This window comes from Arthrobacter sp. Leaf141, assembly GCF_001424565.1.
Taxonomy (GTDB): Bacteria; Actinomycetota; Actinomycetes; order Actinomycetales; family Micrococcaceae; genus Arthrobacter.
This window is the reverse complement of record NZ_LMOL01000017.1, coordinates 1-13,858: the sequence shown is the minus strand read 5'-3', so window position 1 is coordinate 13,858 and position 13,858 is coordinate 1. Positions and strand designations below refer to the sequence as shown.

Genomic DNA, 13,858 nt, shown 5'->3' with positions numbered 1-13,858 from the left:
CCTGCCGATACGCGGTGGGCCGCCAAAAAATGGCAGAATGTAAGCAGTATTCACCCTGAGGAGATTTCCATGAGCAAAGCACCCGCGTCCGTTTCCCCGTCCGGCACCCGAGTGGTGGCCCCCGGCGCCGTCGACCACAGCCAGGAACTCGGCCACGGCAACAGCCCCGCCGCCTGGACCTGCGTCATCGTGATGCTGGTTGGCGCGCTCATCGCCTCGATCGCCTTCGTTATTGCCAGCACCCCCATCTTCATCGCCGGCGCAGCAGTCATGGTGGTTGGCCTGATCCTGGGCTACGCCATGCGCAAGGCCGGCTACGGCGTTGAAGGCAGCAAGCTGAAGAACTCCGGCCACTGATGGCAACTGTTCTCGATGACATCAACGCCGGTGTCAGGGAGGACATGGACAGCCGCAAACGCCTGGTGTCCCTGTCCGAACTGCAGGACCGGGCCTGTCAGGCGCCGCCCGTCCGGGACGCCTGGCAGGCCCTCGGCGGCACCTCGACGTCCCGGGAACAGCTCAAGGTCATTGCGGAAATCAAACGCCGCAGCCCCTCAAAGGGTGACCTCGCCAGCATCGCAGATCCCGCCTCGCTGGCCCGGCAGTACGCCGACGGCGGCGCCGCCGTCATCAGCGTCCTGACCGAACAGCGCCGCTTCAACGGGTCCCTTGCGGACCTCGATGCTGTCCGTGCCGCCGTGGACGTGCCGCTGCTCCGCAAGGACTTCACGCTGGACGAGTACCAGATCTGGGAAGCCCGCGCCCACGGCGCGGACCTGGTCCTGCTCATCGTCGCAGCCCTGTCCGATGCCCAGCTTGCCGAGTTCAGCGCCCTCAGCGCCGAACTGGGCATGAATGTGCTCGTGGAGACGCATACCGAAGCGGAGATCGAGCGGGCCGCCGCGGCAAACGCACGCATCATCGGCGTGAACGTGCGCAACCTGAAGACGCTCGACGTCGATCGTTCCGTGTTTGCGTCGCTTGCCGGCCGCATCCCGGCCGGGGCAGTGGTGGTGGCCGAATCCGGTGTCCGCGATGCCGCCGACGTCACCCACTACGCCGCCAACGGTGCCAACGCCATCCTGGTGGGTGAGGCGCTGGTCAGCCACGCCACGCCCCAGGAACGGATCGCGGAATTCACCGCGGCCGGCGCCGCAGCGATTGCTTCGCGCCGCTGAACCCCAGGCCGCCGTGCCCCCGGGTGCCGCACCCCGCCGCCGGGTCAGCCCGGCGCACCACACTTCCCTTGACCCACCAATTTGAACAGGACGGGACTGATGGCCCACGCACCCTCAGGCAACGCTGATAACAATGCCACGGAAGCCTTCCTTCAGGGCGGTTCCCTACGCCACGCCCCGGGGCCGTACTTCGGCAGTTTCGGCGGACGCTGGATGCCCGAATCCCTCATCGCCGCCCTGGACGAACTGGAGGAGACGTTCGAGAAGGCCAAAAACGATCCTGACTTCCGGGCCCAGATCGCGGACCTGAACAAAAACTACTCCGGCCGGCCCTCGCTGCTCACCGAAGCCAAGCGCTTTGCCGAGCACGCCGGGGGAGTGCGGGTGTTCCTCAAGCGGGAAGACCTGAACCACACCGGCTCACACAAAATCAACAACGTCCTGGGCCAGGCGCTGCTCGCCAAGCGCATGGGCAAGACCCGCGTGATCGCCGAAACCGGCGCCGGCCAGCACGGCGTGGCCAGCGCCACCGCCGCGGCACTGATGGGCCTGGAATGTGTGGTCTACATGGGCGCCGAGGACTGCCGCCGGCAGGCCCTGAACGTGGCCAGGATGGAACTGCTGGGCGCCACCGTCATCCCCGTCACCAGCGGATCCCAGACGCTCAAGGACGCCATTAACGACGCCCTCCGCGACTGGGTGGCCAACGTGGACAACACCCACTACCTGCTGGGGACCGCCGCGGGGGCGCACCCGTTCCCCGCCATGGTCCGCTACTTCCACGAGGTAATCGGCGAGGAAGCCCGCGCGCAGATCCTCGACCAGGTGGGCCGGCTGCCGGACGCCGTCGTCGCCTGCATCGGTGGCGGCTCCAACGCCATCGGCATCTTCCACGGCTTCCTGGATGACCCCTCCGTCAAGATCTACGGCTTCGAAGCCGGCGGCGACGGTGTGGAGACCGGCCGGCACGCAGCCACCATCACACTGGGCAAGCCCGGCGTGCTGCACGGCGCCCGGTCCTACCTGATGCAGGACGACGACGGGCAGACCATCGAATCGCACTCCATCTCCGCCGGACTGGACTATCCGGGTGTTGGCCCGGAGCACTCCTACCTCTCCGACATCGGCCGGGTCAGCTACGAACCCATCACTGACAGCGAAGCCATGGAAGCGTTCCGCATCCTGTGCCGGACCGAGGGCATCATCCCGGCCATCGAGTCAGCGCACGCCCTGGCCGGCGCCATCAAGGTGGGCCAGCGGCTGGCCGCCGAAGTCGCTGAGACCGGCAGCGGCACGGCCCAGGACAGGATCGTGATTGTGAACCTGTCCGGCCGCGGCGACAAGGACGTGGCCACCGCCGCTGAATGGTTTGACCTGTTGGACAAGGATTCCGCCGAGTCGGAAATCGGCAAAGAGGGGGAACAGCTGTGAGCACCGCACAAGCCACCAGCAAAGCGGCGGCAGCCATTGACAATGCACGCGCCGAAGGCCGGGCCGCCCTGATCGGCTACCTTCCCGCGGGTTACCCCAGCGTTGAGGCAACCATTGCGGCCGGCATTGCCCTGGCCGAAAACGGCGCCGACCTGATCGAAATCGGGATTCCCTACTCCGATCCGGTGATGGACGGGCAGGTCATCCAGGCTGCCACCACCGAAGCGCTGGCCAAGGGCTTCACGGTCCGCCAGGTCTTTGACGTCGTCGCCGGCATCACCAGCAAAACCGATGCCGCCGTCCTGGTCATGACGTACTGGAACCCCGTGGTCCGGATGGGCGTGGACGAGTTCTCCCGCCGACTGGCCGAGGCCGGCGGCGCCGGGCTCATCACCCCGGACCTGATCCCGGATGAAGCCGCCGAATGGCTGGCAGCCTCGGACAAGTACGGCCTGGACCGCGTGTTCCTGGTGGCCCCGTCCTCCACTCCCGAGCGGATGCAGCGGACAGTGGACGCGAGCCGCGGCTTTGTCTACGCCGTGTCCATCATGGGCGTCACCGGTGCCCGGTCCACCGTCAGCACCGCCGCCAAGGACGTTGTGGCAGCAGCCCACGCCGCGGGCGCCGAACGCGTCTGCGTTGGCCTGGGTGTGTCCACCGCCGCGCAGGTCCGTGAGATCGCGGAATACGCAGAAGGCGTGATCGTCGGTACCGCCCTGGTGGCCGCCATCCGCGACGGCGGCGTGGACGCCGTTGCCACCCTCACCAAGGAACTCAGCACCGGCCTGACCAGGGAAGACGCCTAAACCATGCAGACCCTCCTGGCTGCGGCCACCCTGGTGCCCGCCAGCATCCCGAGCCCGGACTGGTCCGGCTTCGACATTCCCCTCCCGTGGGGCGCCCTGCGCATCCACGCCTACGCGCTCTGCATCCTCGCAGGCATTGTGGTGGGCCTCTGGCTGACCTCGCTGCGCTGGGCCCGGCGCGGTGCACCGGAAGGGAGCCTCTGGGACATCGTCATCTGGGCCATCCCGTTCGGCATCATCGGCGGCCGGCTCTACCACGTGGTCTCCTCTCCGGACGCCTACTTCGGCCCGGGCTTCGACGGCACCGGCGACCTCTCCCTGATCCCGCAGATCCAACGCGGCGGGCTGGGCATCTGGGGTGCTGTTGTCCTCGGTGTTGTGGGGGCCTGGATCGGCTGCCGGCGCAGCGGCGTCAAGCTGACGGCGTTCCTGGATGCCGCGGCGCCTGGACTCCTCCTGGCCCAGGCCATCGGCCGGTGGGGCAACTACTTCAACCAGGAGCTCTTCGGTGGACCCACCACGCTGCCCTGGGGACTGCAGGTGGACGCCGACAACGCCAACTTCCCGTCGGGTTACGCCGCCGACACCCTGTTCCACCCCACGTTCCTCTACGAATCATTGTGGAACCTCGTGGGTGTGGTGATCCTGCTGGCCCTGGACCGCAGGAACAGGTTCCGCCGCAGCAGGCTCTTCTGGCTCTACGCCATGTACTACACCCTGGGCCGGGTCTGGATCGAAGCCATGCGCATCGATGACGCCGAGCAGATCGACCTCTTCGGCATCACCACCCGACTCAACGTCTGGACCAGCATCTTTGTGTTCGTCGCGGCCCTGGTGGTCTTTATCCTGCTGGGCCTCAAGGGCAGGCCAACGCCGGACAGCGTGTTCCTGCCGGGCAAGGAACCGGCAGCGGACGACGCCGGAACAACAGTTGGGACGGCATCCCCAGGGGTCCGGAATCCGGACTCTGCTGTCTCAGATAGTGAATCGCGTGGTAATCTCCCAGATAACCACAGCGGGTCCTGGCACGCTTCCGACCCCACGGAAGATGCCAAGGCGGCACCGGCCGGCACCACGCCGGAACCGAATGCCACGGCTGCCGGAAGCTCCGGCAGCACAGCCACCGGATCCGTGCCGGACACCGGTACCAGCAAGTAACCGGTCCGGCCCGGCAGGGCAGCAGAGCCACCGCTCGAAGCGCCCTGAATCCACAGCGTCGTGGGATGGGGCCGAGCCGGACAGCATAGAGCTGCTGCCGGGGCAGGCCTTGGTCAGGGGCCTGCGTAACTGTTAGTTCAGCAGGCCGTGCTGGCCTACAATTTCCAGTAAGTAACACTTTGTTGCGCCCGTCACTTGGCGTGGACACGAGTGGGGCCAATGGCGTCCCTTCCATACGCACTTTCATGAGGAAGGACGTCTCCCATGACCCCAACACCAACGCCCAGCTGGTCGGAACCCGATCAGTCCCAGGCTGCCGTTTCGCCGTTCAAGCGCTTCGCCAACCTGCCGGAGGCACGCGGGCTGTACAACCCGGAGCAGGAGAAGGACGCCTGCGGCCTGGCGATCATCGCCACGCTCCGCGGCGAACCCGGGTACGACATTGTTGACGCCGCCCTCACGGCCCTGCGCAACCTTGAGCACCGGGGTGCCGTTGGCGCCGACGAAGGCACCGGCGACGGCGCCGGCCTGCTGATGCAGATCCCCGACGAGTTCTTCCGGGCGGTCACCGAATTCGAATTGCCTGCGCCCGGCCAGTTCGTGGCAGGCACCGCCTTCCTGCCGGCTGAACAGCGCGAAGCCGACGCCGCCAAGGCCGGCATCGAAGGCCTCGCGGCAGATGAGGGCCTCACCGTTCTCGGCTGGCGCGAAGTCCCAATCGTGGCAGACCTTGTGGGTGCCATGGCCCGTGCCTGCATGCCCTACTTCTCGCAGCCGTTCCTTGCCTCGGCCACGGGCGAGGAACTGGACCGCAACGAGCTGGACTCCCGCGCCTGGCGGATCCGCAAGCGTGCGCAGAACAAGTTCGGGGTGTACTTCCCGTCGCTGTCCTCGCGCACCATCGTCTACAAGGGCATGCTGACCACCGCGCAGCTCGAGCCGTTCTACCCGGACCTCTCGGACAAGCGGTTCAAAACCAAGCTGGCCATCGTCCACTCGCGCTTCTCCACCAACACGTTCCCGTCCTGGCCGCTGGCCCAGCCCTTCCGCACCATCGCCCACAACGGTGAAATCAACACCGTCAAGGGCAACCGGAACTGGATGCGCGCCCGGCAGTCCCAGCTGGCCAACCCGCTGCTGGGGGATTCCCCGGAAGAGCTGTACCCCATCTGCACCCCCGGGGCCTCCGACTCGGCGTCCTTCGACGAGGTTGCCGAGCTCCTGTGGCTGTCCGGCCGCCCAATCACGCACTCGATCATGATGATGATCCCCGAGGCCTGGGAAAACCACGCCACGATGGACCCGGCCCGGCGCGCGTTCTACGAATACCACTCCCTGCTGATGGAACCGTGGGACGGCCCCGCCGCCGTCTCCTTCACCGACGGCAACCTGGTGGGTGCCACCCTGGACCGCAACGGGCTGCGCCCCGGCCGGTTCTGGATCACCGAAGACGGCCTGATCATCTTCGCTTCCGAAGTGGGCGTGATCGACGTCGAAGCCTCCAAGGTGGTCAAGAAGGGCCGCGTCTCGCCGGGCAAGATGTTCCTGGTGGACACGGATGCCGGCCGGATCATCGACGACGAAGAGGTCAAGGCAGAAGTTGCCGCGGCCAACCCGTGGGCCGAATGGGTCAAGGACAACCTGATCGACCTCAACGACCTGCCCGAGCGTGAGCACGTGGTCCACACGGCCGCCTCCGTGAACATCCGCCAGCGCACCTTCGGCTACACCACCGAGGAACTGAAGATCCTGCTGGGTCCCATGTCCCGCACCGGCGCCGAGCCCCTGGGCGCCATGGGTTCAGACACTCCCGTGGCTGTGCTGTCCAAGCGGCCCCGCCTGCTCTTTGACTACTTTGTGCAGTCGTTCGCGCAGGTTACCAACCCGCCGCTGGACGCCATCCGCGAGGAACTGGTCACGTCCCTGACGTGCGCCATCGGCCCCAACGGCAACCTCCTGGACACCAAGCAGGTCCGGCAGCCGCAGGTCCAGCTGCCGTTCCCGGTGATCAACAACGACCAGCTCGCCAAGATCGCCAACATCGAAAGCCCCGACGGCGACCGCGTGGCGATGAAGGTCCGTGGCCTGTACCGCCCCGAAGGCGGCGAGAACGCGCTCCGTGCCCGGCTCACCGAAATCTGCGAGCAGGTCTCCGGCGCCATCAACCGCGGTGTGCAGTACATTGTGCTCTCCGACCGTGACTCCAACGCGCAGTGGGCGCCCATCCCGTCCCTGCTGCTGGTCAGCGCCGTGCACCACCACCTGCTCCGCAGCGCCAACCGCACCAAGACCGCCCTGGTGGTCGAGGCGGGCGACGTCCGCGAAACGCACCACGTGGCAGTCCTGATCGGCTACGGCGCGTCTGCCGTGAACCCGTACCTGGCGATGGAATCGGTGGAGCAGCTCATCAGCTCCGGCGACGTCACCGGGGTTACGGCGCAGGACGGCGTCTACAACCTCATCAAGGGCCTCGGCAAGGGCGTCCTGAAGATCATGTCCAAGATGGGCATCTCCACCGTGGCGTCCTACACCGGCGCCCAGACGTTCGAGGCGTTGGGCCTGGGCCAGGAACTGGTGGACGAATTCTTCGCCGGCACGCACTCCCAGTTGGGCGGCGTGGGTCTTGACGTGATCGCCGCCGAGGTTTCGGCCCGGCACCAGATGGCTTATCCCGAGGGCGGCATCGAGCAGCCCCACCGCCCGCTCCTGGGCGGCGGCGAGTACCAGTGGCGCCGCGACGGCGAGCCGCACCTGTTCAACCCGGAGACGGTGTTCCGGCTGCAGCACGCCACGCGTGAGCGCCGCTACGACATCTTCAAGCAGTACACCAAGGGTGTGGATGACCAGTCCACCAACCTGATGACGCTCCGCGGGCTGCTGAAGTTCAAGGACAACCGGCCGTCCGTTCCGCTGGACGAGGTGGAGCCGGTCTCCAGCATCGTCAAGCGGTTCTCCACCGGCGCCATGAGCTACGGCTCCATCTCCCAGGAAGCCCACGAGACCCTCGCCATTGCCATGAACCAGCTGGGCGGCAAGTCCAACACCGGTGAAGGCGGCGAGGACGTGGACCGGCTGCTTGATCCCAAGCGCCGCTCCGCCGTCAAGCAGATCGCATCCGGCCGGTTCGGCGTGACCAGCCTCTACCTGACCAACGCCGACGACATCCAGATCAAGATGGCGCAGGGTGCCAAGCCCGGCGAAGGCGGCCAGCTGATGGCGCAGAAGGTCTACCCCTGGGTGGCCCGGACGCGGCACTCGACGCCCGGCGTCGGACTCATCTCCCCGCCCCCGCACCACGACATCTACTCCATCGAGGACCTCGCGCAGCTGATCTACGATGCGAAGCGTGCCAACCCGTCGGCGCGGGTTCACGTGAAGCTTGTCTCCGAAGTGGGGATCGGCACCGTGGCGTCCGGCGTGACCAAGGCGAAGGCCGACGTCGTACTGGTTTCCGGGCACGACGGCGGAACCGGCGCCTCGCCGCTGAACTCGCTCAAGCACGCCGGTGTTCCGTGGGAACTCGGCCTGGCAGAGACGCAGCAGACGCTGATGCTCAACGGCCTGCGCGACCGTGTGGTGGTGCAGGTGGACGGCCAGCTTAAGACCGGCCGCGACGTGGTTATCGCCGCGCTGCTGGGCGGCGAGGAATTTGGTTTCGCCACCGCTCCGCTGGTGGTGGAAGGCTGCATCATGATGCGCGTCTGCCACCTGGACACCTGCCCCGTGGGTGTTGCCACCCAGAACCCGGAACTGCGGGCGCGCTTCACCGGCAAGCCCGAATTTGTGGTCAACTTCTTCGAATTCCTGGCGGAGGAAGTCCGTGAACTGCTCGCGGAACTCGGCTTCCGGAGCCTTGAGGACGCGATCGGCCACGCCGAGGTCCTCGACGCCCGCGAAGCGGTGGACCACTGGAAGGCCGACGGCCTGGACCTGGACCCCATCCTGCACGGGCTGGAGTTTGACGACGACGCCCCGCTGCGGAACATGACCGGCCAGAACCATGAGCTGGACAAGCACTTCGACCAGCGGCTGATCACCATGGCCACCGAGGCGCTGACGGACCGCAGCCCGGTCAAGATCAACGTGGACGTCATCAACACCGACCGGTCCGTGGGCACCATGCTGGGGCACGTGGTCACCAAGACGTTCAGTACCGACGTCCTGGCCACCGACACCATCGACGTGACCCTGAACGGAACCGCCGGCCAGTCGCTGGGCGCGTTCCTGCCCGCCGGCATCACGCTGCGGCTGTTCGGCGACTCGAACGACTACGTGGGCAAGGGCCTTTCCGGCGGACGCATCATTGTCCGGCCGGACCGCACCAACGTGTTCAAGGCCGAGACCAACGTCATTGCCGGCAACGTGATCGGCTACGGCGCCACCAGCGGCGAAATGTTCCTGCGCGGCCAGGTGGGCGAACGCTTCCTGGTCCGCAACTCCGGTGCCACGGCCGTCGTCGAAGGCATCGGCGACCACGGCTGCGAGTACATGACCGGCGGCCAGACCCTGATCATCGGCCGCACCGGCCGCAACTTCGGCGCCGGCATGTCCGGCGGCACCGCGTACCTCCTGGACCTGGACACTGCACGGGTCAACAAGGAAGCCCTGCAGTCCGGCGAACTCCAGCTCAAGGAGCTGGATGCCGAGGACCGCGACATTGTGCATGGCCTGCTGGTCAAGCACGTTGAAGAAACTGACTCCCAGCTGGCGGCGCGCCTCCTCGAGAACTTCGATGACACCGCCGCCCGCATCACCAAGGTGCTGCCGCGTGACTACGCGGCCGTCCTGCAAACCCGTCTCGACGCCATCGAAGAGGGCCTTGACCCCGATGGCGAAGAAGTTTGGTCTCGAATCCTGGAGGTGACCGGTGGCTGATCCACGCGGATTTCTGAAAGTACGCCAGCGTGAAACCCAGCCACGCCGTCCCGTTCCCGTCCGCATCATGGACTGGAAGGAAGTTTACGAGGCCCAGGAAAAGGGCGTCCTGAAAAGCCAGGCCGGCCGCTGCATGGACTGCGGTGTGCCGTTCTGCCATCAGGGCTGCCCGCTGGGCAACCTCATTCCGGAGTGGAACGACCTCACCTGGCGGGACAAGGGCGAGGAAGCGATTGAGCGGCTGCACGCCACCAACAACTTCCCCGAGTTCACGGGCCGGCTGTGCCCGGCACCCTGTGAGGCGTCCTGCGTCCTGGGCATCAACCAGCCTGCTGTGACCATCAAGCAGGTTGAGGTCTCCATCATCGATGAGGCGTTTGAGAACGGCTGGGTCACCCCACTGCCGCCCACCCGCCTGACCGGCAAGACCGTGGCAGTGGTGGGCTCCGGCCCGGCCGGCCTGACCGTGGCGCAGCAGCTGACCCGCGTGGGCCACACCGTCGCCGTGTACGAACGCGACGACAAGATCGGCGGCTTGCTGCGGTACGGCATCCCCGACTTCAAGATGGAAAAAGAGCAGGTTGACCGCCGCGTTGAGCAGATGAAGGCCGAAGGCACCCGCTTCCGGACCGGCGTTGCGGTGGGCACCGACGTGACCTGGGAGCAGCTGCGGAGGCGATACGACGCCGTCGTGGTCTGCACCGGCGCCACCGTTCCCCGCGACCTGCCCATTCCCGGCCGGGACCTGGACGGCGTTCACTACGCCATGGATTACCTGGTGCCCGCGAACCGTGTGGTGGCGGGGGAGTCCGTCGAGAACCAGATCCATGCGCAGGGCAAGCACGTGGTCATCCTGGGCGGCGGCGACACCGGTGCGGACTGCCTGGGCACCGCCCACCGGCATGGCGCCGCGTCGGTGACCACCCTGGCCATCGGTAAGCAGCCGCCGGCGGAACGCGCCGGGCACCAGCCCTGGCCCACGTTCCCCACCCTGTTCGAAGTGGCCAGCGCCCACGAGGAAGGTGGCGAGCGGACGTATCTCGCTTCCACCGTTTCGTTTGTGGGGGAGGACGGCAAGCTCACCGGCGTGAAGGTGGCCGAGACCGAGTTTGTGGACGGCAAGCGCCTGCCCAAGGCCGGCACCGAGCGGGTCATCCCGGCAGACCTGGTGTTCCTGTCGCTCGGTTTCACGGGCCCGGAGCAGGCAGGCATCACCGACCAGGTGAACGCCGAGTTCGACGGCCGCGGCAACGTATCCCGCGACGGCTACTACATGACCAGCACCGAAGGTGTGTTTGTGGCCGGCGACGCCGGCCGCGGGCAGTCCCTGATTGTGTGGGCCATCGCCGAGGGCCGCGCCGCGGCAGCTGCCGTGGACAAGTTCCTGATGGGCAGCACCATCCTGCCGGCACCCGTGGCGCCCACCGACCGGGCCATCGCCGTCCTGTAGAGATGCACCGAGGGTTCACCTCGACGACAACTTAACCAATGCAAGTTACCAATAGGGTAGGTATATGAGACGCGCAAAAATTGTGGCCACGTTCGGCCCGGCAATTGCCAGCTACGAAAACACCCGGGCGGTGTTGGAGGCCGGCGTTGACGTCGCCCGGATGAACATGAGCCACGGTGACTACACCGTGCACGACAGCACCTACGAGAACGTCCGCAAGGCCGCCTCGGACCTGGGCAAGCCGGTTGCCATCATGGCCGACCTGCAGGGTCCCAAGATCCGGCTGGGCCGCTTTGTTGACGGCCCGCACGCCCTCGCCGTCGGTGATGTCTTCACGATTACCACCGAAGACGTCCCCGGCACCAAGGAGATCTGCTCCACCACGCTGAAGAGCCTCACCGAGGACGTCAACGTTGGCGACGCGCTGCTGATCGACGACGGCAAGGTGGCGCTGCGCGCTACGGCCGTGGACAACGTCAAGGTGGTCACCGAAGTGACCGTCGGCGGCATGGTGTCCAACAACAAGGGCATCAACCTGCCCGGCGTTGCCGTCAACGTTCCCGCACTGAGTGAAAAGGACGAGGACGACCTGCGTTGGGCGATGCGTCGCGGCGTTGACCTGATCGCCCTGTCCTTCGTCCGCGACGCGCAGGACATTGTCCGCGTGCACGAGATCATGGACGAAGAAGGCCGCCGCGTGCCGGTGATCGCCAAGATCGAAAAGCCGCAGGCCGTGGAGCAGCTCTCCGAGATCATCGACGCGTTCGATGCGATCATGGTGGCCCGTGGCGACCTGGGTGTGGAACTTCCCCTGGAGGAAGTGCCGATCGTCCAGAAACGCGCCATCGAGCTGGCCCGTCGCTGGGCCAAGCCAGTGATCGTGGCCACCCAGGTGCTGGAATCCATGATCGACAACCCGCGCCCCACCCGCGCGGAGGCCTCCGACTGCGCCAACGCCGTCCTGGATGGTGCTGACGCCGTGATGCTCTCGGGCGAGACCAGCGTGGGCAAGTACCCGATCGAAACCGTCAAGGTCATGGCCCGGATCATCGAATCCACCGAGGTCCACGGCCTGGAGCGCGTTCCCCCGCTGGGGACCAAGCCCAAGACCCGTGGCGGCGCCATCACCCGTGCCGCCGTCGAGATCTCCGACCAGCTGGACGCCAAGTACATCTGTGCGTTCACGCAGTCCGGTGACTCGGCACGCCGGCTTTCCCGCCTGCGCCCCATCAAGCCGGTCTTCGCGTTCACCCCGGTGGAGCAGGTCTGGAACCAGTTGGCACTGACCTGGGGAATCCAGCCGGTGCTGGTGCCCATGGTGGACCACACGGACGAGATGACCGCCCAGGTGGACCGCAGCCTCCTGGAAATGGGACTGGTGGAAGACGGTGACCTGGTGGTTATCGCTGCCGGTTCCCCTCCCGGAAAGGCCGGTTCCACGAACTCGCTGAAGGTGCACAAGGTGGGCGACCTCGCCGACTCGACCTACACGGGCGAAGCGACCAGCAACAAGGAAAAGCTCGGCCCCTGGCCGGAAAAGAAGAAGAAGTCCTAGCAGGCTTCCGATACACAAAAGGGAAGGTCCCCGCCGCGGCGGGGACCTTCCCTTTTATGTCTGGTGTTTTGTGCGGCCTTAGTTGACCTGGTTGATGATGGTCTCGGCCACTTCGCGCATGCTCAGGCGGCGGTCCATGGAGGTCTTCTGGATCCAGCGGAATGCTTCCGGTTCCGTCAGGCCCATCTTGGTGGTCAGCAGGCTCTTGGCGCGCTCCACCAGCTTGCGGGTGGCGAACTGCTCCTGAAGGTCGGAGACTTCGCTTTCGAGGGCCTTGATCTCCTCGTGGCGGGACAGGGCGATCTCCAGGGCGGGGATGAGGTCAGCAGGGGTGAAGGGCTTCACCACGTAGGCCATGGCGCCGGCGTCGCGGGCCCGCTCCACCAGTTCCTTCTGGCTGAAGGCCGTCAGCAGCACCACGGGGGCGATGCGGGCCTTGACGATCTTCTCGGCGGCGGAGATGCCGTCCATGACGGGCATCTTCACGTCCATCAGGACCAGGTCAGGCTTGAGTTCCTCGGCGAGCTGGACCGCCTTTTCGCCGTTGTCCGCCTCGCCCACAACGTCATAACCTTCGCCGCGCAGAATCTCGATGATGTCGAGGCGGATAAGGGTTTCGTCTTCAGCCACAATGACGCGGCGCGCCGGCTGGGACGTGGATTTTGACTCCGTCTGTTCAGTCACGGGATCTCCTTGGAAAGGTACGGCGGGACATCACTATCTTAGGTGCCACCGCTGCTGTACATGGCCTGCATGGTCAATTGCGGCGTCAGCGGCGCGATTCTGGGATTCAGCCTATCTGCATGTAGAGTAATTCCGCGTACATGGAGTGATCGCGTTGCTCACAGTTCCTTCGTGGGGTTTCCGTTCCCCTCCGTGTATTCCGCGCCCGAGTGGCGGAATTGGCAGACGCGCCGCACTCAAAATGCGGTATCGAAAGGTGTGTGGGTTCGAGTCCCACCTCGGGCACAGTGTTTCCGCAGGTCAGTGGCGTTTTCTCTTTCTAGTGTTGACAAAGCTTGACTTTTCGGAAGGCGTCGCGTTCGACACCCACGGTTTAGCTGAGAATGAGCGCTACATCCTATGCACCTCCTAGACCCGACGTTTGCGGCGCTCACCTGAATCCCTTAGCTGTATGTGAGCTGGAACGCCACGGAGCATGCAGGTCCGGCGGAGGTTGCAGCTCCCACGTCAATTCTTGGATTTCCGGCCTGCATTTGTGTCGTGGCTACAGGCGTTGACTTGATCACCAGCTGTCCGGGGTCGGCCCCAGGACGTGGCAGTCGCCTTTGCCGACACAGCCCCGATTTCGGCTCCTTATTTGTCTCGGCGCCACGGTGCGCTGAGTATGTCAACTCGATTCAGGACCGCTGAGACGGTTTGATTCAGGACCACCCACGAGTCG

At 65.9% G+C, this 13,858-nt stretch carries 9 protein-coding genes and 1 tRNA gene; 9 read left to right on the top strand and 1 reads right to left on the bottom strand.

Features of this window, described 5'->3' with window-relative positions; all coding sequences use genetic code 11:
• Positions 1-69: 69 nt before the first annotated feature.
• The 8 genes from ASF72_RS13445 (at position 70) to pyk (ending at position 12,453) form a co-directional block, all read left to right on the top strand.
• A complete protein-coding gene (locus tag ASF72_RS13445) occupies positions 70-357 on the top strand; it encodes an HGxxPAAW family protein (protein ID WP_050684077.1) in 288 nt (95 codons plus the stop codon).
• Positions 357-1,178 carry an indole-3-glycerol phosphate synthase TrpC gene (gene trpC, locus ASF72_RS13440; protein ID WP_056599723.1) on the top strand — a complete coding sequence of 274 codons (822 nt, stop codon included), beginning with the start codon at positions 357-359 and terminating at the stop codon, positions 1,176-1,178. Before ASF72_RS13445 ends, trpC begins: the two co-directional genes overlap by 1 nt.
• A gap of 99 nt (positions 1,179-1,277) precedes the next feature.
• Positions 1,278-2,609: a tryptophan synthase subunit beta gene (gene trpB / locus ASF72_RS13435; RefSeq protein ID WP_056599720.1), complete on the top strand. Its 1,332-nt coding sequence runs from the start codon at positions 1,278-1,280 to the stop codon at positions 2,607-2,609.
• Positions 2,606-3,415, top strand: coding sequence for a tryptophan synthase subunit alpha (gene trpA / locus ASF72_RS13430; RefSeq protein ID WP_056599718.1), 810 nt, complete (start codon positions 2,606-2,608; stop codon positions 3,413-3,415). Before trpB ends, trpA begins: the two co-directional genes overlap by 4 nt.
• Positions 3,416-3,418: 3 nt before the next feature.
• A complete protein-coding gene (gene lgt, locus ASF72_RS13425; RefSeq protein ID WP_056599716.1) occupies positions 3,419-4,573 on the top strand; it encodes a prolipoprotein diacylglyceryl transferase in 1,155 nt (384 codons plus the stop codon).
• A gap of 264 nt (positions 4,574-4,837) precedes the next feature.
• On the top strand, positions 4,838-9,448 hold the full coding sequence (gene gltB, locus ASF72_RS13420; protein WP_056599715.1) for a glutamate synthase large subunit: 4,611 nt from the start codon (positions 4,838-4,840) through the stop codon (positions 9,446-9,448).
• Positions 9,441-10,898 carry a glutamate synthase subunit beta gene (locus tag ASF72_RS13415; protein WP_056599712.1) on the top strand — a complete coding sequence of 486 codons (1,458 nt, stop codon included), beginning with the start codon at positions 9,441-9,443 and terminating at the stop codon, positions 10,896-10,898. The genes gltB and ASF72_RS13415 overlap by 8 nt, the downstream gene beginning before the upstream one ends.
• Positions 10,899-10,962: 64 nt before the next feature.
• Positions 10,963-12,453: a pyruvate kinase gene (gene pyk / locus ASF72_RS13410; protein WP_050684084.1), complete on the top strand. Its 1,491-nt coding sequence runs from the start codon at positions 10,963-10,965 to the stop codon at positions 12,451-12,453.
• Positions 12,454-12,531: 78 nt separating this feature from the next.
• On the opposite strand, the gene ASF72_RS13405 is transcribed toward pyk, so the two are convergent.
• Positions 12,532-13,137, bottom strand: a complete 606-nt coding sequence (locus ASF72_RS13405; protein WP_050684085.1) for an ANTAR domain-containing response regulator — start codon at positions 13,135-13,137, stop codon at positions 12,532-12,534.
• 203 nt (positions 13,138-13,340) lie between these two features.
• Here ASF72_RS13405 and ASF72_RS13400 point away from each other — a divergent pair.
• Positions 13,341-13,422 (top strand) — tRNA-Leu (locus ASF72_RS13400).
• Positions 13,423-13,858: the final 436 nt, after the last annotated feature.